This window comes from Aeromonas sp. R2-2 (assembly GCF_040908355.1).
GTDB lineage: Bacteria > Pseudomonadota > Gammaproteobacteria > Enterobacterales > Aeromonadaceae > Aeromonas > Aeromonas veronii.
Window position 1 is genome coordinate 1 of the sequence record NZ_JBFODQ010000092.1, and the last position, 24754, is coordinate 24754.

19 protein-coding genes and 1 tRNA gene are annotated in these 24754 nt (G+C 58.8%); 5 read left to right on the plus strand and 15 right to left on the minus strand.

What is annotated here, in order from left to right; genetic code table 11:
- The 15 genes from AB5Z09_RS20090 to AB5Z09_RS20160 all read right to left on the minus strand — a co-directional run.
- Positions 1-1068, minus strand: a 1068-nt coding sequence (locus tag AB5Z09_RS20090) for a Sua5/YciO/YrdC/YwlC family protein (RefSeq protein WP_368196063.1), incomplete at its 3' end; no start/stop codon positions are given.
- Complete coding sequence (selB, locus tag AB5Z09_RS20095) at positions 1065-2960, minus strand: selenocysteine-specific translation elongation factor (RefSeq protein ID WP_368196064.1); 1896 nt, start codon at positions 2958-2960, stop codon at positions 1065-1067. The genes selB and AB5Z09_RS20090, both read right to left, overlap by 4 nt.
- A 4-nt stretch (positions 2961-2964) precedes the next feature.
- The gene (gene selA, locus AB5Z09_RS20100; RefSeq protein ID WP_368196065.1) at positions 2965-4443 is read right to left on the minus strand and encodes an L-seryl-tRNA(Sec) selenium transferase; all 1479 of its coding nucleotides are present in this window, start codon (positions 4441-4443) and stop codon (positions 2965-2967) included.
- 314 nt (positions 4444-4757) lie between these two features.
- Positions 4758-4849 (minus strand) — tRNA-Sec (locus tag AB5Z09_RS20105).
- A gap of 213 nt (positions 4850-5062) precedes the next feature.
- Positions 5063-5554 (minus strand): hydrogenase maturation peptidase HycI, encoded by a 492-nt coding sequence (hycI, locus tag AB5Z09_RS20110; protein ID WP_064336151.1) that lies wholly within the window; start codon positions 5552-5554, stop codon positions 5063-5065.
- Complete coding sequence (locus tag AB5Z09_RS20115; RefSeq protein ID WP_071910396.1) at positions 5554-5967, minus strand: formate hydrogenlyase maturation HycH family protein; 414 nt, start codon at positions 5965-5967, stop codon at positions 5554-5556. Before AB5Z09_RS20115 ends, hycI begins: the two co-directional genes overlap by 1 nt.
- On the minus strand, positions 5960-6775 hold the full coding sequence (locus tag AB5Z09_RS20120; protein WP_005333324.1) for an NADH-quinone oxidoreductase subunit B family protein: 816 nt from the start codon (positions 6773-6775) through the stop codon (positions 5960-5962). The genes AB5Z09_RS20115 and AB5Z09_RS20120 overlap by 8 nt, the downstream gene beginning before the upstream one ends.
- Positions 6775-7332, minus strand: coding sequence for a formate hydrogenlyase complex iron-sulfur subunit (locus tag AB5Z09_RS20125; protein WP_005351513.1), 558 nt, complete (start codon positions 7330-7332; stop codon positions 6775-6777). The genes AB5Z09_RS20120 and AB5Z09_RS20125 overlap by 1 nt, the downstream gene beginning before the upstream one ends.
- A gap of 9 nt (positions 7333-7341) precedes the next feature.
- Positions 7342-9060: an NADH-quinone oxidoreductase subunit C gene (locus tag AB5Z09_RS20130; protein ID WP_043850918.1), complete on the minus strand. Its 1719-nt coding sequence runs from the start codon at positions 9058-9060 to the stop codon at positions 7342-7344.
- Positions 9061-9140: 80 nt separating this feature from the next.
- A complete protein-coding gene (locus AB5Z09_RS20135) occupies positions 9141-10094 on the minus strand; it encodes a respiratory chain complex I subunit 1 family protein (RefSeq protein ID WP_100645946.1) in 954 nt (317 codons plus the stop codon).
- A 1-nt stretch (position 10095) separates the two neighbouring features.
- Complete coding sequence (gene hyfB / locus AB5Z09_RS20140; RefSeq protein WP_368196066.1) at positions 10096-11967, minus strand: hydrogenase 4 subunit B; 1872 nt, start codon at positions 11965-11967, stop codon at positions 10096-10098.
- Positions 11967-12632 carry a 4Fe-4S dicluster domain-containing protein gene (locus AB5Z09_RS20145; RefSeq protein ID WP_108588287.1) on the minus strand — a complete coding sequence of 222 codons (666 nt, stop codon included), beginning with the start codon at positions 12630-12632 and terminating at the stop codon, positions 11967-11969. Before AB5Z09_RS20145 ends, hyfB begins: the two co-directional genes overlap by 1 nt.
- Positions 12633-13063: 431 nt before the next feature.
- The gene (gene kup, locus AB5Z09_RS20150) at positions 13064-14932 is read right to left on the minus strand and encodes a low affinity potassium transporter Kup (RefSeq protein WP_368196067.1); all 1869 of its coding nucleotides are present in this window, start codon (positions 14930-14932) and stop codon (positions 13064-13066) included.
- Between the two features lie 528 nt (positions 14933-15460).
- A complete protein-coding gene (locus AB5Z09_RS20155; RefSeq protein WP_368196068.1) occupies positions 15461-15883 on the minus strand; it encodes a GNAT family N-acetyltransferase in 423 nt (140 codons plus the stop codon).
- 113 nt (positions 15884-15996) lie between these two features.
- Entirely contained in the window at positions 15997-17328 is a 1332-nt protein-coding gene (locus tag AB5Z09_RS20160) for a hypothetical protein (RefSeq protein WP_368196069.1), read from the minus strand.
- A gap of 663 nt (positions 17329-17991) precedes the next feature.
- Between AB5Z09_RS20160 and AB5Z09_RS20165 the strand changes: the two genes are divergently transcribed.
- The 5 genes from AB5Z09_RS20165 (at position 17992) to fdhD (ending at position 24665) form a co-directional block, all read left to right on the plus strand.
- On the plus strand, positions 17992-18591 hold the full coding sequence (locus AB5Z09_RS20165) for a 4Fe-4S dicluster domain-containing protein (protein WP_368196070.1): 600 nt from the start codon (positions 17992-17994) through the stop codon (positions 18589-18591).
- A 46-nt stretch (positions 18592-18637) separates the two neighbouring features.
- Positions 18638-20782 carry a formate dehydrogenase subunit alpha gene (fdhF, locus tag AB5Z09_RS20170; protein WP_136501728.1) on the plus strand — a complete coding sequence of 715 codons (2145 nt, stop codon included), beginning with the start codon at positions 18638-18640 and terminating at the stop codon, positions 20780-20782.
- A gap of 252 nt (positions 20783-21034) precedes the next feature.
- A complete protein-coding gene (locus tag AB5Z09_RS20175) occupies positions 21035-21277 on the plus strand; it encodes a hypothetical protein (RefSeq protein ID WP_323969791.1) in 243 nt (80 codons plus the stop codon).
- Between the two features lie 428 nt (positions 21278-21705).
- Positions 21706-23835, plus strand: a complete 2130-nt coding sequence (locus tag AB5Z09_RS20180; RefSeq protein ID WP_368196071.1) for a sigma 54-interacting transcriptional regulator — start codon at positions 21706-21708, stop codon at positions 23833-23835.
- Positions 23832-24665, plus strand: coding sequence for a formate dehydrogenase accessory sulfurtransferase FdhD (gene fdhD, locus AB5Z09_RS20185; protein ID WP_368196072.1), 834 nt, complete (start codon positions 23832-23834; stop codon positions 24663-24665). The genes AB5Z09_RS20180 and fdhD overlap by 4 nt, the downstream gene beginning before the upstream one ends.
- Positions 24666-24754: the final 89 nt, after the last annotated feature.

Sequence of the window (24754 nt, forward strand, 5' to 3'; positions counted from 1 at the left end):
GGCGCAGGCGTCCAGCAGCAGCTGATGGAGCGGGGTATAGGGGAGCATGGCGCCAAGGTAGGGGATGCCGGGGGCGATCCCCTCGGCCAGCGGCGCGGTTGTCAGTTGGGATTCTGACGGTCGATCATCGTTTTTTCGCTTGCGCAGCAAGGTGATGGGTCTGGCCTGAGAGGCGAGCAGCGTCCACTCTGCCTCGCAGCCGGTGACATGCAATTTGGCCTCGGCAAGGGAGCCCATCATCACCGCCAGCGGCTTGCGCGCGCGCCGCTTTAGTGTTCGCAATCTAGCCACACTCTGTTCATTGTGGGCATCGCATATCAGGTGATAACCCCCCATCCCCTTGACCGCAATCATCGCCCCCGCTTGCAGGGCTCTTGCCGCGGCCTGCAGGGCATCCTCGCGCTCGGCCAAGGCATCGCCACGGCCATTTCGCCAACTGAGATGGGGCCCACACTCGGGGCAGCTCACCGGCTGGGCGTGGTAGCGTCTGTCCAGCGGGTTTTCATAGGCAGCAGCGCAGCGCGGGCACATGGCAAAGCCTGCCATGGCGGTATGGGGGCGGTCGTAGGGGAGGCGGCGAATAATGGTGTAGCGCGGGCCGCAGTGGGTGCAGTTGGTAAAGGGGTAGCGATGGTGGCGATCGTTGGGATTGACCACGTCCCGGGCGCACGCCTCGCACATCCCCTGATCCGGCGAGATGGCGACCGTGGCGGCGCTCTGCTGCTGGCTGGCTTTAATTCGAAACTGGCCATGAAATTGGCCATCGAAGTCGGGATCATGAGCAAGGGGCAGTTCCCGTTCGCTGAAGTGATCGATGCGGCTAAGCGGCGGCGCCAGTTCTCGCAGTTCGCGGGCAAAGCTGGCCAGCTGCTCGGCGGAGCCTTCGGCGCCAATGGTGACGCCGTTGGCATCGTTCAAGACATAACCGGCAAGACCGTGGCGCAGCGCCAGCCCATAGACGAAGGGGCGAAAGCCCACTCCCTGAACGATGCCGTCGATATGAAATTCGCGGCGCAGCCGGTTGGCCACAAGATTGGCAGACACAGAGGGGGCGATGGTGGTGCTCATGCCGGCTCCATCTCATCTTGAGTGGCTGGGAGACGCAGCACCCGGCGTTCGTTCTCCTCGCGCCGCACCCAGCCATCCATCTCCATGCGCAGGCAGAACGGAATGGCGTATTTGCGCGACAAACCGGTGATCTCCTTGAGGGATGCCATGTCGATCAGATCTCCCACCTGCTGGCCCGCCAGCACTTCGGCGACCATCTGGTTGTAAAGCTCGGCGTCGTAGTAGATGGGGCCATCGAGCTGCACCAGATACTTGAGTCGCGCCAGATTGCGCAGCTGCTTTTGCAGGGCGCCTTTTTGTTGCAAGCCCTGCTGCAGGACGGCGGGCAGCTTGCGGGTGATAAAGGGATCCAGCTCCACGCCGCCGGGGCCCAGTTTACCGGGCTCGTAACCCTCCTTGCCTTGATCTCGCACCACTTTGAGCACCAGCTGCGCCTCTTCCCCCAGATCATCTTCCGACTCGCCGCTGCCTTGCTGCCACTTGTCATGGTGCAGGCGAATGAGCTGCTCGCTCTTGAGCTGCTGGAGCAGGGCCTGAGTGACCGGCAGGGCGATACCAAAGCGGGTCGCCAGCTCGGCGGCACTCAGCGGTTCGCTGGCCAGCGTGGCCAGCAGCTGATCGCGGCTCTGGGCCAGCCAGCAGCTATCCAGCAGCCACTCACCGAGGGGGGTGACCTGCTCTGGCCGCTGGTCAAAGCGGCTGGCCAGCACATAGCCATTGAGCCCCAGCTGCAGGGTGGCCGGGTTGTAGTGTTCGAGCTCATCTGGCAGCTCGCCCAGCAGGGTGTGCAGCGCCTTGCGTCTGGCGGGATGGATGTCGCCGCACCAGACGATGCGGGCGCCGTGCAGCAGTTCGCTGCTGCCGTGGCGAATGATGGCAAGCGGCTGGCCGAAGAAGCAGGGGATGGGGTTGGCAAAGATCAGCCGCGCCAGCCGGGTGTTTTTTATTGGCACAAAGCGCGCCCGGCCATGCCAGCTGCCAAGGGCCACTTCGACCTCCTTGTTGTGCAGAGAGGGGCGTAGCGCCTTGTCGCTCAGGCTCTCGGCGTTGAGCCGCACGATAAGGTGGGTTGCCGCCTCGCACTGGCCGACAGTGCTGGTAAGACAGTGACCGCGGGCCACCTCCTTGTGGGGCACTTTTTTAAGGCCCACCGCTACCCGGCAGACGGCACCAATCTCGTCGACGCTCTGGTGATAGGCCTGCAGGGAGCGCACCTGCACCTCCCGATCGGCAGGGTAGAGGCGCAGCTTGTCCCCCACCTTGAGGCGGCCCTGCTGCAAGGTGCCGGTAAGCACGGTACCGGTGCCGTTGGCGGTAAAGACTCTGTCTACATACAGGCGCGGGGCGGCCTGTTCGCGGGGAGCATGATGCTCAGCCATATCTCCCAGCTGGCAGACGATGGCGGCGTGCAGGGCAGCCATATTGGCGCCGGTTTTGGCGCTGACGCTGACGATATCGGGCACCATGCCGCTCTCGTCCATCACCCGCTCCAGCAGGCTCTCTTCAAGGAGCTCCAGCTCGTCAGGGGAGACCAGATCGCACTTGTTGATGCAGACCAGCAGGCGCGGCACCCCCATCGCTTTGAGCAGGCACAGGTGATCGCCGGTCATCGGCATCCACCCCTCGTCGGCTGCAATCACCAGCAGCACCAGATCCAGACTCCAGAGCCCCGCCACCATATTGCGGATATAGCGCTCGTGACCGGGCACGTCGATGACGCCTATGGTGTTGCCCTGACCGTCGTCGAAGTGGGCAAAGCCGAGATCCTGAGTCATGCCGATGGCCTGCTCATGGGCGCGGGCCGTGGTGATGCCGGTGAGGGCTTTGATCAGCAAGGTCTTGCCGTGATCTACGTGGCCGGCAAGGCCGATAACGGCGCGATAGGGGGTCATGGGATCAGGGCTCCTCGGTCGCATTTGTTGTATTGAACGGGGCGGGGAGCAGCAACTCCCTGAGTTGGGCGATCAGCAGTTCCATCTCGGTCGGCAGCAGGGTGGCCATATTGAGCAGCACCTTCTGCTGGCGCACGGTGGCGATGACCGGCATCGGCAGTTCGCGCAGATCATCGAGCAGCTGCTGGGCCGGGCGCGGGTCGGTGCATTCGAGCGCGGGCGCCGGGTAGAACTCGTCCGGCAGGGTGCCGCCGCCCACCACCAGCTGGGCGGGAACGGGCACAAAGCAGCCGGGCAGGGCGGCCATCAGCTGGTCGGCTCTCGCCTGCATGGCGGCCGGATTGCTCAGGGTGCGATGGGCGATACCCTCGCCGACGGGAGATTTGTTGAGCTTGTGGATGAGCAGCCGTTCGAGCAGGGAGTAGACGATGCGGCTCGGGCGGAAGGTACGCATCATGGGGTGTTTTTCCAGCCGCTTGATAAGGTCACTGCTGCCACTGATGATGCCCGATTGCGGGCCGCCCAAGAGCTTGTCGCCTGAGTAGCAGACCAGATCCGCTCCCGCCTTGATGTACTGGCGAACCGAGGTTTCGTCCGGCGCAAACTCTTCGGTGGTCAATCCCGAACCCTGATCCACCGCCAGCACCACGTGCTCGGGCAGGGCGCGGGCCACTTCGCCGATATCGGGGGATTCGGTAAAGCCGCGAATGGCGAAATTGGATCTGTGTACCATCAGTACCAGCGCGGTCTGATCGGTGATGGCATCGAGGTAATCTTTGGCGGTAGTGATATTGGTGGTACCCACCTCCACCAGTTTGGCGCCGGAGAGGGCCAGAATATCGGGGATGCGAAAGCCGCCGCCAATCTGGATCTGCTCGCCGCGCGAGACGATCACCTCGCGCCCCTTGGCCACCTCCTGCAGCAGCAAAAAGAGCGAGGCGGCGTTGTTGTTGACCACCAGCGAATCCTCGGCCTGGGTGAGGCAACGGAGCAGGGGAGCGATCAGCCCCTTGCGCCCGCCGCGCTTGCCGGTGGCGAGATCCAGCTCCAGATTGTTGTAGCCGGTGTTGAGGTCACGCACCTCGTCCCACAGCTCGTGACTTAATGGCGAGCGCCCCAGATTGGTATGCACCAGGGTGCCGGTGGCGTTGATCACCCGGGTTTGACGCTGGCGCAACTGCTGTTGGCAGCGTTTTGCAATCAGCACCTCGATCTGCTCGGGGGCAACGCCATGCTGGCGAAAATCTTCGCACTGGCGCAGCTCGCTCAGGGTGTCGCGCACCGCTTGGGTCACCAACGGGCGGCTCAGCGTCTCGATAAACCCGGCGAGAAAGGGTTGCTGCAGCAGCTGTTCTACTTGCGGCAAGCGGCGCGTTGGTTGCTGGCCGGGCTGTTGCTGTGAATCTGGCAGTGAATCGTCGGCAGCCGTACCTGATGCGGGCTGGCGGTGGGGGATGGCTGGCGCGTGAGACGAGTTCGGCATGGGATTACCAGTGCAGTGCGTGGGTTCGGGAGGAGCACCGGTTTGCCGATAGAGAGGCCGAGCTGACGGGTTATGGCACTGCTGGCGATTTGCGGATGAGTGCAAACTGGGTGCATCAATGAGCGGGTATAAATTAATGCTGCATCGATGCTGATAAATTAATTTTTGGCCAGCGAGATAACCTGAGTTCGGATTATATTGGCAAGCGGCAAGCACCTTTTTTAAGGTATTGCTTCAAACATATTGAACAAACAATGGAAATAACATCCAGGCCGAAAAATTCAGCGGGAGAGTATTTGTTCAATAGATAAATTTGGCGGAAGAGGCAGGAATCGAACCTGCCAAAGCCTTCTCGGCTCACATCGGTTTTGAAGACCGAGGAGGCCACCAGACCCCATCAACTTCCGTAACGGTCGCCATTTTGTGGCAAATTTCTGTGACTGGCAACGCTTTTTTTGTCATAAAAAATCGAGAGTTAGCGATTTTTTGAAAAAATCAAAGAACCTTGTTTTATATCAAATTCAGCACAATTAGCCCGATGTTTTTAATTTAACATCGGGCCTCGATCACATTGCCGTAACCGTTGGTCAATAACGGTCGTTAACAACTCGCTAAATAATCACCGATTGGCGTTGGCAATATTCCACTGATCCAGTTTATCTATTAACAGACCGGTATCCCTGGCGGCATCAAGATGCTGATAAAGATAATCCATCGCCTCGCTCACCATCTCGGTCATCGGGAAGGAGAATGCCACGATGGCCGGTTGTACCCCGACAAAGATCACCTCGGGGACAAAGGTCTTGAGCTCGTCGATCAGGAAATTGAGCGGCATATTGTGGGTCGAGAAGATAAACATCTCGGCGATGGTCTCGGGGGGGATCACCTGCAGGGTACCCGCCTTCTCGCCGATCTCGGCGGCATCCACCAGCACTACCCGCTCCGGTTGCAGCTCCCGCACCTTGTAGACCACATTTTCCGGCGCGATGCCGCCGTCGATATGGATCCAGCCGGGCAGGGGGGCGGCCTGCAGCTTGTCGGCAAGATAGGGGCCGGCACCGTCGTCCCCCATCATGGCATTGCCCACGGTCAACACGAGATTGCAGCCCATCAGCGGCTCCTTACCATCAGGTACATATGGGGGTCGTTAAAGAGGGCGGTGAGCTGATCCATAAAGGTGTTGGTCCAGCCCAGCTCCTGCTCATCGAGTAGATTGTCGGCCTTGCGCAGCCGGTCGAAGGCGCAGGCCAGCATATGGCAGTGCTCGCGATAGATGGTGATCTCGCCAAAGGTGAGAAACCCCTCCATCTTGCGGCGCGCCTCGCTCCCCTCTGGCAGCTTGGCTACCCAGTCGCGATAACCGATCAGCGAGCAGACCAGGTCTGCTCGCAGGCAATCGACGATGCCGAGGTGATGGCCGATGGCGAGGCTGTAGTACATCACCTCCCTGGCCTCTTCCGGCACGTCGAACTGCTCGTCGACGAACTTGCGCGAGAGGCGATAGAAGAAAACCTCGTCAGCCATGCACCGCCTCTCCCTTGCCGGCCGCCCGGTTGAGGCAGGCGTTTGCGAGGTTGTTGACGATCTCCGAGAGGCGGGGATCATCGTGCTGATCGAGGTAGCTCTGGATGCGCAGATCCACATCCTGCTGGGTTGCCCCTTCGAGCAGGGCCATGAACTCGTCGGCGATGATCCGCCCCTGCCGATAACCGGCCATGCGGCGCGCTTCGCGCTCGATCATCACCCGAATTTCGTTGGGGATGCCGGTGTGGCGCAGCTCGACCCGCTCACCCGGTTGCACCTCGTGACTGGTGGCTTTGAGTTTCTGCTCAAGCAGACCGAGCGCCACCGCAAAGCCGTAGATGGTAGCCGCCGGTGTCGGAGGGCAGCCGGGGATATAGACATCCACCGGCACGATCTTGTCGGTGCCGCCCCAGACGCAGTAGAGGTCGTGGAAGATGCCGCCGTCACAGCCGCAGGCGCCGTAGGCGATGCAGATCTTGGGATCGGGCGCCGCCTCGTAGGCGCGCAGGGCCGGTACCCGCATTGCCCGGGTCACCGCGCCGGTAAAGAGCAGGATGTCGGCGTGGCGGGGGGAGGCGACCACCTTGATGCCGAAACGCTCGGCATCGAACAGCGGGGTGATGGTGGCGAAGATCTCGATCTCGCAGGCGTTGCAGCCGCCGCAATCGACCCGGTAGACATAGGCCGAGCGGCGAATGTCCTTGAGCAGGGTCTTCTTGAGTTTGGTGATCTCGGGATCCTGTGCCAGCGGCACGGCGCGGGTATGGGCATGGCCGACAACCGGTTCTATGCCTTTGATCTTGCTCATCACATCCACTCCTTTTGTGCGGCCATCGGTGTGGCTATCGGTGTGATCAGGGCCGAGTCAGGCTGGCTCAGCATGCTCTGTTTTCGTTTGCAGTCGGGGCAGTGGTGCAGTCGCTCCGGGGTGGCCAGCGGCGTGCCAGCTTGCTTGAGGGTGTCCTCCACCAGTGCTACCAGTTTGCTCGGGGCAAAGTAGGTGCCGCACAGGGTGCAGGGGGCCAGCGCGAAGCGGGCCTCCTCATAGAGATCCGCCTTGTTGGTCACCGCCAGTTCGAACTCGGGGGAGAGCGCGATGGCGCGAGTCGGGCAGACCTCCTCGCAGCGGCCGCAGAAGATGCAGCGCGCCATGGAGATCTCCCAGCGCCGTTCGCCGGTCTCCATGTCCACTTCCATCACCAGCGCGTTGGCCGGGCAGGCCTTGGTGCAGGCTGCGCAGGCGATGCACTGATCCGCCTGATATTTGGGTTTGCCGCGAAAATCCCGGTTCACATCAATAGGGGCGAAGGGGTACTTGGCGGTCGGGGTGCCAGCCTTGAGGATGGTCTTGAACAGCTTGATCATGATGACCCCTTATTTCAGCGGAGAGTTTTTGCGATCGATACCGTAGCGCTCGATCTCCTTGTAGGAGACCACGGTGGATTTGCCCTTCCTGGGGTCGACCAGGGTGACCCGGTCGGTACAGGAGTAACAGGGATCCAGACTGCCGATGATGAGCGGTGCATCCGCCACGGTATTGCCGCGCAGCATGTAGCGCAGAGCAGGCCAGTTGGCGTAGGTGGCGGCGCGGCAGCGCCAGCGGAACAGCTTCTGGTTGTCCCCGGTCATGCTCCAGTGGACGTTCTCGCCGCGGGGCGCCTCGGTAAAGCCCAGCGCAAACTTGCCCGGCTGGTAGGTGAAGCCTTCGGTGAGCAGTGGCCCTTCCGGCAGGTGCTCAAGGCCGAACTCAATCATGTCGAGGGAGTCGTAGAGCTCGTGGATGCGTACCAGCACCCGGGATTGCACATCGCAACCCGCCTTGGTCTGGATCTCCATCGGCAACTCGCGGTAGCCGGCAAAGTCGTGGACCCGGCGCACGTCACGCTTGAAGCCGCTCGCCCGCACCATGGGGCCGACGCAGCTGAAATCGCGGGCAATTTGCGGGTCGAGCTTGCCGATACCGATGAGGCGGGAGGAGATGTTGGCGGTATCCAGCAGCATGGCCACCAGGGGTTTGAGCTCATCACGGAGCTCCCGTACCAGCTGGGCACCCTTGATGCGATCTTCCTTGAAGATGTCGCGGCGCACCCCGCCAATCAGGTTGAGACCGTAGGTCTTGCGCGCGCCGGTGAGCAGCTCGGCCAGGGTCATGGATTTTTCCCGCACCCGGAAGAACTGCATAAAGCCGGTGTCAAAACCGGTGAAGTGGCTCGACAGGCCGATGTTGAGGATATGGCTGTGCAGGCGCTCCACCTCCAGCAGCACGGCGCGGATCATCTTGGCCCGCTCGGGTACCGGAATACCCATGGCGTTCTCCACCGAGGTGGTGTAGGCGACGCTGTGGGTAAAGCCGCAGATGCCGCAGACCCGGTCGGTCAGGAAGGCCACTTCGTTGTAGCCCATCCGGGTTTCCGCCAGCTTCTCCATGCCGCGATGGACATAGAAGAGGCGGTAGTCGGCATCGATGATGTCTTCGCCATCGACGAACAGACGAAAGTGGCCCGGCTCGTCCGAGGTGATGTGCAGCGGGCCGACCGGCACGATGCGGTTGGCATCACTGCCCAGTTCGTTGACGAAGGGGTAGGTCTCGGTGTCGGTGGTGGGCATCGGGCGCTGGCGATAATCCATGGCGTCCTTGCGCAGCGGGTGGATATCCTCCGGCCAGTCGTCCGGCAGCACCAGACGGCGTTCATCCGGCAGACCGATGGCGCGCAGGCCGTACATGTCGCGGATCTCCCGCTCGCCCCACACCGCCGCCGGAATGGTCGGGGTGATGGAGGGGTACTCCTGGGTATCGGCATCCACCAGCACCTTGACGGTGATCCAGCACTTGGTGTCGCCCTCCATGGAGAAGACGTGGTAGACGGCGAAGTGGCCGTTGAGGCTGCGCTCGTCATTGGCAAAGGAGAGCGGAAGCCAGCCCCCCAGCTGGTGGAAGATCAGGCTGGCGGTCTCGACCAGACTGGTGGGCTTGACGGTAATGGTGGCCTGATCGGCGGTTTGCCACTCCTCGTCGACGATGGCGTGGGGCAGTTGTGCTCGCACCTGCTGGATGTAGTCGCAGCCGATGCGATCCGAAATGGCGATGGTCATGCAGTTCTCACTTTAATGTTCGGGAATGAGCATTCGGTAAAGGTGAAATCGGAAAAAGTTGCTGTGCTGGCGGGCATGGTTCAGATCCCGACCAGATAGGCGAGCAGCGCCAGCAGGGCCAGCCCCAACCCGTAGCGGGTGAGCTTGTGGGTGCGCACGAACTGGGTGCGGGCCATGGCGTTTTCGATGATGCCGGCCAGCAAAAAGGCCACCAGCAGCTTGCAGGCGAGGATCAGCGCCGCGCCGATGAGCGCAGGCAGACTCCAGTTGGCCGCCTTGCCGAAGGGGAGGAAAATCACCAGAAAGAGCTGCACCACCACCAGTTGCTTGAGGCCGATGGAGAGCTTGAGCAGGGCCAGCCCCGCACCGGAATACTCGGTGAGCGGCCCCTCCTGCAGCTCCTGCTCGGCTTCGGCGCAGTCAAAGGGCAGCTTGCCCATCTCGACAAACACCGCGAAGGCGCAGGCTGCGCCCGCCAGCAGGGTGGCAACCGGCGCGGCCAGTGGCTGGGTCGCCACATAGTTGCTGATGTTGCCCAGATCCGAGCTGCCCACCATCATCGCCATGATGAAGCAGGCGAGCACCAGAATGGGCTCCACCAGAATGCCGAGGGTCAGTTCGCGGCGGGCACCAATACCTGCAAACATGCTGCCGCTGTCGAGCCCCGCCAGCGAAAAGAAGAAGCGGAAGATGGCGAACAGATAGATATCGGTGATGAGATCCCCGGCGATGGGGAAGGGGGACTCGTGAGTCAGGGTCGGCAGCGCCATCCCCACCAGCAGCAAGGCGGCGATCAGCAGCGCAGGCATCAGGTTGAAGATGATGCCGGCAGGCTCGGGGGTCACCTCCTGACGGCGCAGGAGTTTGGCGATATCCCGGTAATCCTGCAGCAGGCCCGGCCCCTGACGGGAGTGCATCTTGGCTCGCAGCACCCGGTTGAAACCGGTGGCGAGCGGCGCCAGCGCCAGCATGGCGATGGCCTGGGTCAGGGCGAGGGCAACCATGCCCCAGCTCGGCATTTCAAGAACAGGCATATCAGACTCCTACAGCCATCAGGATAAAGAGCGCCAGCACAATGCCGTGCAGCAGCCAGCCGGTCGTCCCGCTGGTATCGCTCACCCCGTGCAGGGCGCTGGCCAGATCGAGCTGCGGCTGCTTGCGATAGAGCGGCGCGCAGAGTTGGCGCAAGGTGTGGGTGACACCGCCAGAGGTGAGGCTCATGCGCTCCTCGTAGGCGTAACCACAAGCCCACGGGGTGCCAGCGTGACGACGACCCAGCTTGGGCCCCTTGAAGATGGTCAGTACCAGCAGCGGGATCAGGAACAGCCCCAGCAAGGTGATGGCGATAACGGGCGGGGAGAGGATCGCCTGGCTGCTATCGAGTGGCAGCAGGGTGGCGCCGGTGGCCACGTTCATTTGGCCGCTTACCAAGGCTTGGCCATAGCTGGCAATATGGGGGGCAATCCAGGGGGCGCCCAGACCCAGCACCAGACAGACCGCAGCCAGCAGCAGGGTGCCTGCCACCATGGCCCCCGGCACTTCGCGGGCGTGGCTCGCGTGTTCACTGCGCGGGGCACCGCAGAAGCAGATGCCATACACCTTGACGAAACACATCACCGCCATGGCGCCGGTTACCGCCAGCATCACTACCGCGAGCGGTGCGACGACAGAGGTGCCGAGTTTGGTCATGGAGAGCAGGGATTGGTAGATAAACCACTCGCTGACAAAGCCGTTGAGCGGCGGCAGCGCCGAGATGGCCATGGCACCGATGAGGAACGCCAGCGCAGTCCAGGGCATCAGCTTGGCAAGACCACCCATCTTGTCCATATCCCGGGTGTGCAGGCGGAACATCACCGAACCGGTGCCCATAAAGAGCAGGCTCTTGAAGATGGCGTGGTTGAGCAGGTGATAGAGGGCGCCGAGCAGCCCCAGCACCACCAGTGCCGGTTGCTGGTTGGCGATGCCGATCATGCCGATGCCCATCCCCATCAGGATGATGCCGATGTTCTCCACCGTGTGGTAGGCGAGCAGCCGCTTGAGATCGTGCTCGGCCAGCGCAAACAGCACCCCGAGTACTGCCGAGCAGGCGCCGAAGATCAGCACTACATAGCCCCACCAGAGCTGGCTGGCGCCGAGAAAATCGATGCTGACCCGCAAGATGCCAAAGAGACCCAGCTTCACCATCACGCCGGACATCAGCGCCGAGATATGGGACGGCGCAACGGGCTCGGCCACCGGCAGCCAGCCGTGTAGCGGCACGAAACCGGCGCGCAGGCCAAAGCCGCAGAAGCTGAGCAGGAACACCAGAGAGGCCAAACCGCCCGCCAGATGGTGCTCGCGCAGCGCGGCGAACTCCAGCGAGCCAGATTCGCGGCAGAGCAGCCAGAAGGCGATCAGCACCAGCGCCATGCCGATATGGTTCATCACCAAGTAGAGGTGGCTCTGTTTGGCGGCCTCGGGGTTGGTCTTGACCAGCCAGTAGGTGGTGAGGGTCACCAGCTCGTAGCAGAGCAAGAAACCGAGCGCGTTGTCGGCCAGTACCATGCCCACCATGGCAAAGAGGAAGAGGTTCATCAGCGCGCCGATGGCCACATCCCCCTTGCCCTGATATTCGCGGATATAGGCAAAGGAGTAGAGGGCGACGGCAACGCCGACGGTGCTAATCACCAGCAGCATCAGCGCGGAGAGCATATCGAGGTGCACCGAGCCCAGCAGCCAGAGTTGGCCGTCGACGGGGGCGCCCTGGGCAAAGATCTGGATGGCGGCGACCAGACCCGCGAGCGAGCCCAGCAGGGCAAAACCGCTATTGAGGCGGTTGGCCAGTGCGGGCAGCTTTTGCAGGAGCAAACCGGCGGCAGCGCCCAGCAAAAAGAGCAGGAGCGTAGCCATTACAAGGGGGGACAACATCAGCGAACTCCCTCTGTGGTAGATAAATCGGATGCAGGGAGCGCCGTGGCAGGCGCCGAGAAGGCAGAGGCCCCTTGCGGGTTGGTGTCGGCCGCTTGTTGACGACGGATACGCGCGGCGCGTTCGGTGTCGCCGTCATTGACCAGCTTCAGTGCCTGGGAGGGGCAGGCTCCGACACAGGCCGGGCCATCGGTGCGAAACTCGCATAGGTCGCACTTGACCGCGATGCTGCGCACCCCTGGCTCCCAGCTCAGCAGATCCTCGCCAAAGCAGCGCAGGCCGGCGGAGGTGGAGGGGTTGCTGGAGCGGATGGAGCAGGGGATATAGGTGTCGTAACTGGTGGCCACGGCCACCGGACGGCTGCCACCGCTCTGGATAGCGCCAAAGGGGCAGGCCACGGCGCAGAGATTGCAGCCGATGCAGAGCGACTCGTTGAGTTGCACGCAATCGCCGGTCTGGCGAATGGCCTCGACCGGGCACACCTTGATGCAGGGGGCATCGTCACAGTGACGGCACTGAACCGGCATGGTCGCCTGCTCGTGTCGCATAACGGTTAAACGGGGGGCTTGCTGCAAACCTTGCGCCTTGTGTACCTCGCTGCAGGCCGCCATACAGGTGCCACAGCCGATACAAAGCTTGGGGTCAGCGATAACGAAGCGGTTCATAGCCTACCTTGTCGTGTCGCGAACGGAGAAAGTAGGGGCAGGTTGGCAAGATACGGGCCAGATTGATTTTTGCAGCGAAATTGGTTTTAAGTGGCTGTTTTTAAATAAATAAAAATCTTCGTGTGGTTGGATGAACGAGCTGATGTGGCTGTCGAACTGTGACGTTCGTCACTTGTGACGAAGCCGCCAAGAGGGTTCGTCACCTTGGAAAACGCAGCATGAGTAGGGTGCAAAGAACGAAGTGAATTGCACCGTTTGCAGCATATGGTCGCCGTGGTTTGCTCCCTTCTCCCCTTGCGGGAGAAGGGTTGGGGATGAGGGGGGAAGTAATCGGGGGTAATGCAAACAACAGAGGGAGGCCAATGCCTCCCTCTCTATTGCTGACGTTTTCTATGTCATTAAGAGGCCATCCAGAGGCCATCAACCCGCCATCAGATATCCACCTGGGATCCCAGTTCGATGACCCGGTTGGGCGGGATCTCGAACTGATCCGGCGCCCGCAGGGCGTTGCGCTGCAGCAGCATAAAGAGCTTGCCGCGCAGATAGAGATACCAGGGGCGGTCTTTCATGATGAGCGACTCGTGGGCCATAAAGAACGAGGTCTCCATCATCCGGCAGCTTAGCCCCTCGGCGTTGCAGCGGTGGAAGATCTCCTCCACGTTCGGGGTCTCGCGCCAGCCGTAGCTTGCCACTACCCGCCAGAAGGTGGGGGAGAGCTGCTCGATGCAGACCCGGCGCACATTGTGGACGTAGGGCACCTCTTCCACCCGCAGGGTGAGCAGGATGATCCGCTCGTGCAGCACCTTGTTGTGCTTGAGGTTATGCAGCAGCGCATGGGGGATCACATTGACCACCCGTGACATATAGACCGCAGTGCCGGCCACCCGGGTCGGCGGGGATTTCTCCAGCGAGGCGATCATCGGCTCAAGGGAGTTGCCGTGCTCGTTCAGGCGGCGAATAAGCTGGAAACGCTCGCTCTTCCAGCTGGTCATCACAGTGAACATCACCGCGCCCAGGGTGAGCGGCAGCCAGCCGCCGGAGAAGATCTTGGCGAGGTTGGCGGCAAACAGCGGCACGTCGATACAGAGCAGCGCGGCAAACAGAATGGCCACCAGATACTTGTTCCAGTGCCAGCTGTTCTTGGCCACCGAGCAGGAGAGGATGGAGGTGAGCACCATGGTGCCGGTCACCGCGATGCCGTAGGCCGCCGCCAGATTGCTGGAGTGCTCGAAGCTCATGATGACGATCACCACCGAGATATAGAGCATCCAGTTGATGACCGGAATATAGATCTGGCCGGACTCCTGTTCGGAGGTATGAACGATGCGAATGGGGGAGAGATAACCGAGGCGCACCGCCTGCCGGGTCAGCGAAAAGACCCCGGAGATCACCGCCTGCGAGGCGATCACCGTCGCCATGGTCGCCAGCAGCAGCAGCGGCACCAGCGCCCATTTCGGGGCGAGCAGGAAGAAGGGGTTGGCAATGGCGGCGGGATTGCTCAGCAGCAGCGCCCCCTGACCGAAGTAGTTAAGCACCAGGGAGGGCAGCACCACGATAAACCAGGCGAGGCGAATTGGATTTTTGCCGAAGTGGCCCATATCCGAGTAGAGCGCCTCCACCCCTGTGATCGCCAGCACCACGGCGCCGAGGGCAAAGAAGGAGGTGGTCTGGTACTGGATAAAGAAGCGCACCGCCCAGATGGGATTGAGCGCACCCAGCACCTCGGGGTTATGGATGATGCCGCGCAGCCCCAGCACCGCCAGCGTCATAAACCAGATCAGCATGATGGGGGCAAACAGCTTGCCCACCATGGCGGTGCCATGTTTCTGGATGGCAAACAGCAGGGTCAGCACCAGCACCGAGAGGGTGACGATATAGGGGTCGAGGGCGGGGGTGAGAATGCTCAGGCCCTCGATGGCCGACATCACCGACATCGCCGGGGTGATCACCACCTCGCCATAGAAGAAGCTGCCGCCAATCAGGCCGAGGATGATCAGCAGTGGCGTCCAGCGGGTGGAGGCGTTGCGGGTCGCCAGCGACATCAGGGTGAGAATGCCACCCTCGCCAGCGTTGTCGGCCCGCATCACAAAGGAGAGGTACTTGACCGACACCACCAGGATCAGCAGCCAGAAGATCAGCGAGAGAAAGCCGAGAATGGAGGTCGGCTCGACGCCGAACCCGAATTGACCTGACAGGCACTCGCGCAAGGTATAGAGCGGGCTGGTGCCGATATCGCCATAGACTACGCCAATCGCCGCCAGCATGACGCCGGGAGTGGCTTGTTGTTTATCACAGTTCATGAGTTCATCTTGTCAGTTTGATGTTTACACGTTTGCCAACGCACAGCTGCCCGACCTACCAACAGAGTCGTGATATTTAATCGGGAGAGAATTAATGGATTGCGATGGGAAAGGGCGCTAACGGAATAGTGATCTGCTTGTCATGGAACACAGTCTGTTCATCTGTCATTAAGCTTATAATGACACACACTCTGCGGGACTATGCTCAGTTATAAATAATCAAAAGTTCAATTTGAGTAAGAGAATTAATTATCCGGCGATTGAAATATATGGAGGGGAAGCGGGCAACTGATTGTTTTATCTAGCGAAGTGGTTTGGCTAAAATCTTTTTCCAAAACGGATAATAAATAGACGATAAAGTAATCGCTAATTAAATGCTGGAAGGATGGCAAAGGGGAGGGGGGGGAGCAATGGAGTCTTTATTTGCGCGGGGAAAATGTAGGGTGCAATGAACGAAGTGAATTGCACCAAATATTGAAAGAAGCAAGAGGTGCAATGCGCTGCGCTTATTGCACCCTACGGTAATTACTACTCTCCATGATAGTGCTTCAATAAAAAATAGCGGTCAGGACTATTTTTAACGCCGCTCACTTTACCGACTGTTTTAAATCCCATTTTTTCATAAAATTTGGGTGCCTGAAATGAGAGAGTGTCGACTTGAGCAGCAATGCATCCCCGTTTTTTTGCCTCACGTTCAGCAATCTCCATTAATTGAATGCCGAGACCCTGTCCTCTCTTGTCATTGTGTACCCAAAGTACTTCGATCAACAGTTGATGATAAATAGTACGTCCGGCAATGCCACCGACAACTTCGTCATTATCATCATGCATGGCAACAATTAAGGGTTGGGAGCGTTCCTCACCCATTTTATCAAAGTTAAATTGTCTTAGGTTATCAACAAGTACATTGAAGATGTCATCTTTATGTTCATTATGGATTTTTATATTCATCAAATCTGACTCCATTAAAATATAATCGTAGGGTACAATGAGCGAAGTGAATTGCACCAAATATTGAAAGAAGCAAGAGGTGCAATGCTTCGAGTTTATTACACCCAATGGTTCTATTTCGGAGGTTCAAAGTTTTCCATCATGGTTTTAATTACAGACATAGGTGTTTGTCCATGAAACATGATACGTAGAAAAATGCCATCCATTAAAACTACTTCCTTTACACCATCGCCAATAAATACTGACTTTCCTTTGTGTTTATATGGTCTTTTCCCAGTCTTATCCAATAAGCCTTGCTCTTTATTTGTTGCAAATCGTACGGAGTAACCACTTTTATTACATTCTTCTAGTAATTTTTCAATGCATATACCCATACAAACATGTTTCCTTCCAAACAGTACGTCAAATTTGTACTCATCGGGAATATCTCGACTAAATATTGGAAGTGCTAAAGGGTTATACATACAGTCAATCAATCGTTTTCTTGGGCATTCAGGTGTTCCTCCTGCGTTATCAAACCAGTGATTAAATATGATATGCCCACCAATACGCATATGTTCTGATGCATATACACCTAAAAATAAGCAATTATCAATGACATCTATAGCCCATCCTTTGTCATGTGCTTTTTTTAGGGTATGAGTTAGTTGGTCATCCCAATTTTCCATAGGAAAAAAGGGCTCCGGAATTTTTATTTGTTCATTTGTATCTGGATCAACACCATGTCCTGTGTTGAGGATGGAGGTAACATGTAACATTCTATTCATCTGGCGAAACATGCGATGAAGTTGTTTAATCGCTTGCTCGCCCTCTTGTTGGGCAAAATAGTGTAGGGCTTGATCACATTGAGAATGCATATAGAAGTCCATAAAATCACCAATTTTGGCGTTCATTTTCCCCTCTTTAACTTCTACTATTTTTAACCCTTTGTTTGGATCGCACTCGAGTAAATCTCCAATTTGGATAAATGAGGTTAAGTCAGATATTAATGATACGGTATCTGGTTTTTCTTTTAATGATTCTTTAGCCGCAAATACAACTGACTTAAAATTACTGTTGTATAGATCTGGCTGAGGTATGGCCTTGAAAAACCTCCTCGCATAAGCAAGTTGACTCCCCAATAATTGCCACGCTATTGCATCCGCTATGCCCCTGATTATTAGCTCTTTGGGCGCGTCGATTTTTTCTCCGCTTAGAACAATGTCGATAATATCATCTTGAGCTGACATCATCCCCTGATTGGCAGAACTGTAGAATTGTTTTCTAAGTTCCTCATCATTTCTTAGTGTATCTATATTTGGTATTTTTCCCCATAGATGACTCGAACCTTGACATGCTTTACTATAGAGCCGTCTAGTTAAATCTTCGTACTCGGGAGGGAACGCCTGATATCTTAGAGTTTTAACTAAGTCATACTTTACTTTTGTATGTTTCTTTTTACCCAACTTCGTATCCTCGCAAGTGTGGTGAAGATAAAACTAGGCTTAATAAAACTCTAAATAGTTAGATAGCCAAGCCTACAATTTTTATTGCTTAATAGAGCTGGTTGCCAAGTGGCACATATTAACCGGAGGGATAGAAAACTGAAGGGGCAGGGGCCTAAAATCGGCTCTGGCTCAACAAATCAGTCAATAAGCGGCTCATTTTTGTTCGGTTTAACTTGATGATGGCCTGCCAATTCGATAGCAAAACCAAACAACTTGTCATCGCCTCAAGCGGCTTTGGCGTGCTGCACAGTCCATTTTGGATCCTTGGTATGGTTTTTCTCCCCGGATGTCGTTCCTCCACTTGTCCGGTTTGGGATGGCCGAACCTTGCTGCAAACTCCTCTGAACGGCTCCGTTAAACGGCTGGGGCAGGGGCTGGTCAGCCGGTGTCGAGCTCGTCACTTTTGTCGTGTCGATCACACTTCCCACCCCGTCGCCACCCTCGTCAGAGGTAGCAATCAGCGCGCTTCTCTTTCTGATTACTCCTTTATTTTCAGTTGCTTGTAAATTTTTATCGCGCCATTCGCCTGTTTTGGTCTGATAAATGCTTTGTGGGGGGCTGGCCGCCTCTTTGCCTGTCGGCGGGCGGCCCGGTGTAACGAACCATTTAGGATCCCTCTCTATGAACAGCTTCGTGATTGCAGATCCCAGTCTCTGTATTGGGTGTCGTACCTGTGAGGTGGCCTGCGCCGTTTCACACCAGTCAGGGTCTTGCAGCGGGACCCTTGAGCGGGAGGGCGGCCTGCATCTTGCCATCGAGGATGGACATCTGGTCTCCAGGGACAGCTACTTTCAGCCGCGTCTGAAGGTGATCGTGGGCAGCAAGGTGACCACGCCGGTGCTCTGCCGCCAGTGTGAAGACAAGCCGTGCGCCATGGCCTGCCCGAACAATGCCATCGTCAGCGAGGATGGTTGCGTCAAGGTGTTGCAGGAGCGCTGCATCGGCTGCAAGTCCTGCGTAGTGGCCTGTCCTTACGGCGCCATGGCGGTGGTGCTCAAAGAGGTGCCCCCGACTGCCGATGCGCTCTTCAAGCGTCCGCAGACCAAGGCGCAGGCGCTCAAGTGCGATCTCTGCCGTCACCGCGAGGCGGGCCCGGCTTGTGTCGAGGTGTGTCCGACCCAGGCGCTGCGGCTGGTCACGCCGGAGCATCTTGAAAACCTGAACCGGCAGAAACAGTTGGCCAGTGCCGAGGCACTGCTGGCGATGCCGGCGCGGGTGTGAGCGGGCTTGCCGAGCCGTTTTTCGTTAACAAACAAGAGTGTGAGTCATGAAAAAAGTCATTACCGTGTGCCCCTATTGCGGCACCGGTTGCAAAATCAACCTGCTGGTTGAAAACGACAAGGTGGTGGGGGCCGAAGGCGCCAACGGCCGGACCAACGAGGGGCAGCTCTGCCTCAAGGGCTATTACGGTTGGGATTTCTTGAACGACACCAACCTGCTGACCCCCCGTCTCAAGAGCCCGATGATCCGCCGCGAGCGCGGTGGCAAGTTCGAGGCGGTCTCCTGGGATGAGGCGATCGCGTTCGCCAGCAGCCGTCTCTCTGCCATCAAGGCGAAATATGGCCCGGACGCCATCATGACCACCGGCTCTGCCCGTGGCCCGGGCAATGAAGCCAACTATGTGATGCAGAAATTTGCCCGTGCGGTGATTGGGACGAACAACGTCGACCACTGCGCGAGGGTGTGACACGCACCCTCAGTCTCCGGTCTGGAGACAACTGTAGGCAACGGCGCCATGAGCAACGCCATTCCCGAAATTCAAGAGACCAAGTGCCTGCTGGTGTTTGGTTACAACGCTGCTGACTCTCACCCCATCGTCGCCCGCCATATCCTCAAGGCGAAGGCAAACGGGGCCAAGGTGATTGTGTGTGATCCCCGCATGGTGGAGACCGCCCGCATCGCCGATCAGTGGCTGCCGCTCAAAAACGGTTCCAACATGGCGCTGGTTAACGCCTTCGCCAACGTGTTGATCAATGAAGGGCTCTACAACAAGGCCTTTGTCGCCAACTACACCGAAGGGTTCGAGACCTTCAAGGCGACCGTGGCCAAGTACACCCCGGAATATGTCGAGGGGATCACCGGCCTCAAAGCCGCCGATATCCGCGCCGCCATTCGCACCTATGCCGAGTCGCCTGCGTCCATGATCCTGTGGGGCATGGGGGTGACCCAGTACGGTCAGGCGGTGGATGTGGTCAAGGGGCTGGCGGGTCTGGCGCTGCTGACCGGCAACTTTGGTCGCCGCGGCACCGGTTGCGGGCCGGTGCGTGGTCAGAACAACGTGCAGGGCACCTGTGACATGGGGATGCTGCCGCACCAGTTCCCGGGTTATCAGTCAGTGGCCGATCCCGCCATCAGCGCCAAGTTCGCCAAGGCGTGGGGCGTGGCGTCCCTCTCCCAAAAGCCCGGCTATCGCCTGACCGAGCTTGGCCACAAGGTGGAGGAGGGCAAGTGCAAGGCCTTCTACATCTTCGGTGAAGATCCGGCCCAGACCGAAGCTGACTTGGGTCAGTTCCGCCGCACTCTGGCGGGGATGGAGCTGGTGATCGTGCAGGATATCTTCATGACCCAGACCGCCGAGATGGCGGATGTCATTCTGCCCGCCACCAGCTGGGGCGAGCACGAAGGGGTCTACAGCTCGGCAGATCGCGGCTTCCAGCGCTTCTACAAGGCGGTGACGCCCCCTGAGAACGTGAAGCCGGACTGGGCCATCTTCTCGTTGATGGCGACCGCCATGGGTTATCCCATGGAGTACCACAACACCGAAGAGATCTGGGACGAGATGCGTGCGCTCTGCCCGCTCTATGCCGGGGTCAGCTACGACAAGATGGCCGATCTCAAGAGTGTGCAGTGGCCCTGTCCGACCGAGGATCACCCGGGCACCAGCACTCTGTTCGAGGGGAATGTGTTCACCACCCCGAGCGGCAAGGGTCAGCTGATCGCCTCCGAGTGGCGGCCGCCGCTGGAGCAGCCCTGTGCCGAGTACCCGCTGGTGCTCTCCACCGTGCGCGAGGTGGGTCACTACTCCTGCCGCTCCATGACCGGCAACTGCTCGGCGCTGCAAACCCTGGCCGATGAGCCGGGCTATGTGCAGATCCACCCGAGCGATGCCAAAAAGCTTGGGGTGAAGGATCAGGCGCTGGTCTGGATCTCGTCGCGCCGTGGCAAGGTGATCACCCGGGCCAACTACAACGACCGGGTCAACGCCGGGGTGGTCTACATGACTTACCAGTGGTGGATCGGGGCCTGTAACGAGCTCACCATCGAGCACGTCGATCCCGTCTCCCACACGCCGGAGTACAAGTACTGCGCGGTGAAGATAGAGCGCATCGACAATCAGCCTGAGGCGGAAGTGTACGTCCAGACTGAATACAGCGCGCTCAAGGCGAAATTGCGCAGCGCAGCCAAAGGCTGATCGCCTTAAAAAAGAGGTTCTGCACAAATAAGGGAACCCGACTCGGATTTATCGAGTCGGGCACCCTTTTATTACCCAAAGAAAGGGGAGTAAATGATGCAACATGAAATGGGTCGCTTATTCGGACTTTTCTATATTGGCACCTATCTGGCGGCGATATTGCTGGGAATAGGTTGCTATATTTGGCGCGAAGAGATGATATTTCTGCTCGGCTTCGGTTTTTTCGGCTGTTTTATGGCAGCAAGGCTCGCCATGAGCAGCGTATTTTCTGCCTTGAGTATTTCCAGTGCCTGGCTGATCGGGTTTATCTCCACCACCTTGATCAACGGGCTGCTGCTGGGGGTGATCACTATGCTGATCTACCTCACGCATCAGAGCGTCGCCGCCGAGCTTGCCGACAACGCCAGCTGGCTGCTGATGGCCTTCCAGAGCCTGTCGGCCCTCTTTATCTTCGGTGGCCTGAAGTGCTGCCACAGCCGGATCATCACCTCGTAAATTGCCGATGGATGGGCAGCAAACTCCATCTTGAAACCCGCAGCCAGTGAAGCAGCCAGTGAAGAGGAGAGGCAGATCTGACAGTTGACGGCGGCCCACTGTTCGGGCGCCTTAATTGAGATCAAGAACTGATGAAATAACCGGTTAAATATGGCCATCAGATATATTAAATCGGATTGTAATGAAATTTGAGCTCATCTATGATGAGTCGCCATTCCAATATATCCCCCGATAACGATGTTACTTTTTGTTGTCGTTCGTTAATAACAACTCTGGAATTGCAACATGCGACAATTTTCGTCACCGCTTTTCTTATTGGCAGCCGCTTTTACGGGCTGCGGCTATTTATTTTGGTGACGAGTGCTTGTCGTGATGCGATGGCATGGACAGCCTGACTGGTGACTAAATCGATATAACGTGAGGCCGCAATGCTAAATGTGAGTGCCATCCCCCTGGACGAGATCTCTCCCATCTGGGACGACGGTTTCCTCCTGCTCTCCAAATCCCTCCTGTCGGCCGTGACGCTCGATGATTTTATCCACAAACTCAACAAGATAGATGCCAGCTTCGGCGGCGTGACCCGGGTCAACCTGATCCTCAACATGGGTGCGGACGAGGAGGCCATCTTCTACTTCATGGGACATTCCGGCCCAAAGCATCTGGTCTGCCCCAAGGCAGAGCTGCACCTCTCCCCCCGTCCTGCCAAAGAGACCCCGGAACAGGCCATCATTCTCGCTGCCGCCCGCTTTGAGAATCGCTGCCCGGCGCTGGATCGCGAAGGGGTCTACGGGGGGCTGCGCTCCTACTGCCAGCTCCCCATCACCACCGCCCGCAGCCACCTTGGCGGGGTCGAGTTTATCAACACCCAGCTCGACAGTTTCACCATGGAGACACTCGCCAAGCTGACCCAGCTGGCGGCCATTATCGCCATTGCGCTGGAGAACGTGCTCGACAAGGAGCGCACCCTGGAGCAGGCCAACTCCCTGCGCCTTGAGCGCGACAGCTGCAAAATTCTGGTGGATGTGACCAACGCGGTAATCAAACTGGTGCGCATCGCCGAGCTGCCCAAGAGCCTGTTTACCATCCTGCACCACCACTTCGGCATCAGCAGCTTGTGTCTGGCGGAGTACAACGCCACCTCTGACAGCTTCAAGAGCTATCTGGTCAATCAGCACCAGAGCGAGCAGCCGGGCATCATCGATCACTCCTGTTTTGAAAAGAAGTGCCTGCAGGGGGCGCTTGGCCATAGCGAGCCGTTTTTTGTCTATCGCGAACATGGCCACGGTTGCAGCAATCGCTGCCGCTTTACCTCCCAGATCCTGCCCCCCGAGGCCGACAGCTCCTGCATTTTGCCGCTGCGTTATCGGGGCAACCTGCTGGGGGTGTTGATCCTCTCGCACCCCAACGCCGACTTCTTTGCCGATATCGATATCTCCTTGCTGGAGCAGGTGGCGGCGCGCACGGCCATTGCCATGAACAACGTGCAGGCGCAGCAGGAGATCTCCAACACCAACGGCGCCAAAGAGAAGACCATTCGCATCAACGAACCGCAGATGCAGGGGGAGTTCCCCCACATCATCTACCAGAGCGCGGTGATGGAGAGCGTGCTGGAGAAGGTGCGGCTGGTGGCCGAGAGCGACAGTACCGTGCTGATCCTCGGTGAGACCGGTACCGGCAAGGAGCTGATCGCCCAGGCCATTCACGCCCTGAGTGCCCGCCACGACCACGAGATGGTGAAGGTGAACTGCGCCGCCATCCCCACCGGCCTTATCGAGAGCGATCTCTTTGGCCACGAGAAGGGGGCCTTTACCGGTGCCCTGACCCAGCGCATCGGCCGCTTCGAGCGAGCCCACAAGGGCACCCTGTTCCTCGACGAAGTGGGGGATATGCCGCTGGACTTGCAGCCCAAACTCTTGCGGGTATTGCAGGAGCACGAGCTGGAGCGGGTGGGCAACAGCAACCCCATAGCAGTGGATGTGCGGCTGGTGGCCGCCACCAACTGCGATCTGCTCTCTATGGTCAAGAACAAGCGTTTCAGAAGCGATCTCTACTACCGCCTCAACGTCTTTCCCATCGAGCTGCCCCCCCTGCGCGAGCGCCGCGAGGATATTCCGCTCTTGGTCAATTTCTTTATCAAGAAGATCGCCAAGCGGATGCGTCGCACCATCACCTCGATCCCCGCCGATGCCATGAAGATGCTGGTGTCGCTGCCCTGGTACGGCAATATCCGCGAGCTGGAGAACGTCATCGAGCGCGCCGTGGTGATGACCCGCGGCCATGTGCTCAACCTCTCGCCTGATGAGCTGATGCCGCTCAAGGGCTACCACAAGATTGAGACCCTGGTGTATGACGAGCCCGCCACGCCGCTCTTTGCCGAGGGGCCGGAGGATGAGCGCGAGGCGATCATCGCCGCCCTGCGCGACTGCAACGGCATCGTCGCTGGCGAGCGGGGGGCGGCCAACCGTCTCGGCATGAAGCGCACCACCTTGCTCTCCAAAATGAAGCGGCTCGGCATTTCGGCCAGAGATCCCGAGATCATCGATGGGGTCGCACCATGAGAGAGCTACTTGAGTTGGAGGCGCAGAACGAACTGGCCCGCTGCGCCATCCATCGTGAGGTGGTGCACTACCGCGCCGATGCACTGACCTGCGATAGCGAGATGGCGCTCCCCTCCGAGACGCCGGTGGCGCTGGTCTACAACGGCATCGCTCACAGCGTGATGATGTGCTCGGCCTCCGATCTGGAGGATTTCGCCATCGGTTTCTCGCTATCCGAGGGGATTATCGACAGCCTGCTCGATATCCACGACATCGAGCAGATTGACGGCTGTCAGGGGATTGAGCTACATATCACCCTGTCCAACCGCTGCGTCCATCGCCTTAAAGAGAAGCGGCGCACCCTGGCGGGCCGTACCGGTTGCGGCATCTGCGGCAGCGAGAGTCTGGAGCAGGTGATCCGCGCCCAGCCAAGCTTGCCCGATAGTCAGCGTCTGGCGGTGGGCCATATCGACAAGGTGCTGAGCGCGCTGCGCCCGCTCCAGCTGCTGGGCCAGCGCACCGGCGCCACCCATGCGGCAGTGCATCTGGATGGTGAGGGCAACATTCTCGCCATCCGTGAGGATGTGGGACGCCATATTGCGCTGGACAAGCTGGTAGGCCATCTGTGCCGCACTGGCCGCCGTGACGGTGCCATTCTGGTGACCAGCCGCGCCAGCTTCGAGATGGTGCAAAAGTGCGCCAGCGCCGGGGTGGAGATCTTGCTCGCCATCTCGGCTGCTACCGAGCTTGCGGTCGAGCGGGCCGAGCAGACCGGCCTGACGCTGGTGGGTTTTTGCCGCCCCGGGCGGGCCGAGATCTACAGCGGCTGCCAGCGTATCCTGCTCAAGTAATGGCAAGGCCGTGAGCCCGCTAAACGGGTCATGACAACAGGCAATAAAAAGGGCGGGGAGTGTGACTCCCCGCCCTTGTTGTATCTGCT

What these genes read in the sequence shown, in the direction of transcription:
- AB5Z09_RS20155 (WP_368196068.1), bottom strand. Translation starts at nt 15,883, where the DNA reads ATGAATATAAAAATCCATAATGAACATAAAGATGACATCTTCAATGTA.
- AB5Z09_RS20120 (WP_005333324.1), bottom strand. Translation starts at nt 6,775, where the DNA reads ATGAGCAAGATCAAAGGCATAGAACCGGTTGTCGGCCATGCCCATACC.
- AB5Z09_RS20165 (WP_368196070.1), top strand. Translation starts at nt 17,992, where the DNA reads ATGAACAGCTTCGTGATTGCAGATCCCAGTCTCTGTATTGGGTGTCGT.
- AB5Z09_RS20175 (WP_323969791.1), top strand. Translation starts at nt 21,035, where the DNA reads ATGAGCAGCGTATTTTCTGCCTTGAGTATTTCCAGTGCCTGGCTGATC.
- selA (WP_368196065.1), bottom strand. Translation starts at nt 4,443, where the DNA reads ATGCCGAACTCGTCTCACGCGCCAGCCATCCCCCACCGCCAGCCCGCA.
- AB5Z09_RS20130 (WP_043850918.1), bottom strand. Translation starts at nt 9,060, where the DNA reads ATGACCATCGCCATTTCGGATCGCATCGGCTGCGACTACATCCAGCAG.
- kup (WP_368196067.1), bottom strand. Translation starts at nt 14,932, where the DNA reads ATGAACTGTGATAAACAACAAGCCACTCCCGGCGTCATGCTGGCGGCG.
- AB5Z09_RS20180 (WP_368196071.1), top strand. Translation starts at nt 21,706, where the DNA reads ATGCTAAATGTGAGTGCCATCCCCCTGGACGAGATCTCTCCCATCTGG.
- AB5Z09_RS20135 (WP_100645946.1), bottom strand. Translation starts at nt 10,094, where the DNA reads ATGCCTGTTCTTGAAATGCCGAGCTGGGGCATGGTTGCCCTCGCCCTG.
- AB5Z09_RS20145 (WP_108588287.1), bottom strand. Translation starts at nt 12,632, where the DNA reads ATGAACCGCTTCGTTATCGCTGACCCCAAGCTTTGTATCGGCTGTGGC.
- fdhD (WP_368196072.1), top strand. Translation starts at nt 23,832, where the DNA reads ATGAGAGAGCTACTTGAGTTGGAGGCGCAGAACGAACTGGCCCGCTGC.
- selB (WP_368196064.1), bottom strand. Translation starts at nt 2,960, where the DNA reads ATGACCCCCTATCGCGCCGTTATCGGCCTTGCCGGCCACGTAGATCAC.
- hycI (WP_064336151.1), bottom strand. Translation starts at nt 5,554, where the DNA reads ATGGGCTGCAATCTCGTGTTGACCGTGGGCAATGCCATGATGGGGGAC.
- hyfB (WP_368196066.1), bottom strand. Translation starts at nt 11,967, where the DNA reads ATGTTGTCCCCCCTTGTAATGGCTACGCTCCTGCTCTTTTTGCTGGGC.
- AB5Z09_RS20115 (WP_071910396.1), bottom strand. Translation starts at nt 5,967, where the DNA reads ATGGCTGACGAGGTTTTCTTCTATCGCCTCTCGCGCAAGTTCGTCGAC.
- AB5Z09_RS20125 (WP_005351513.1), bottom strand. Translation starts at nt 7,332, where the DNA reads ATGATCAAGCTGTTCAAGACCATCCTCAAGGCTGGCACCCCGACCGCC.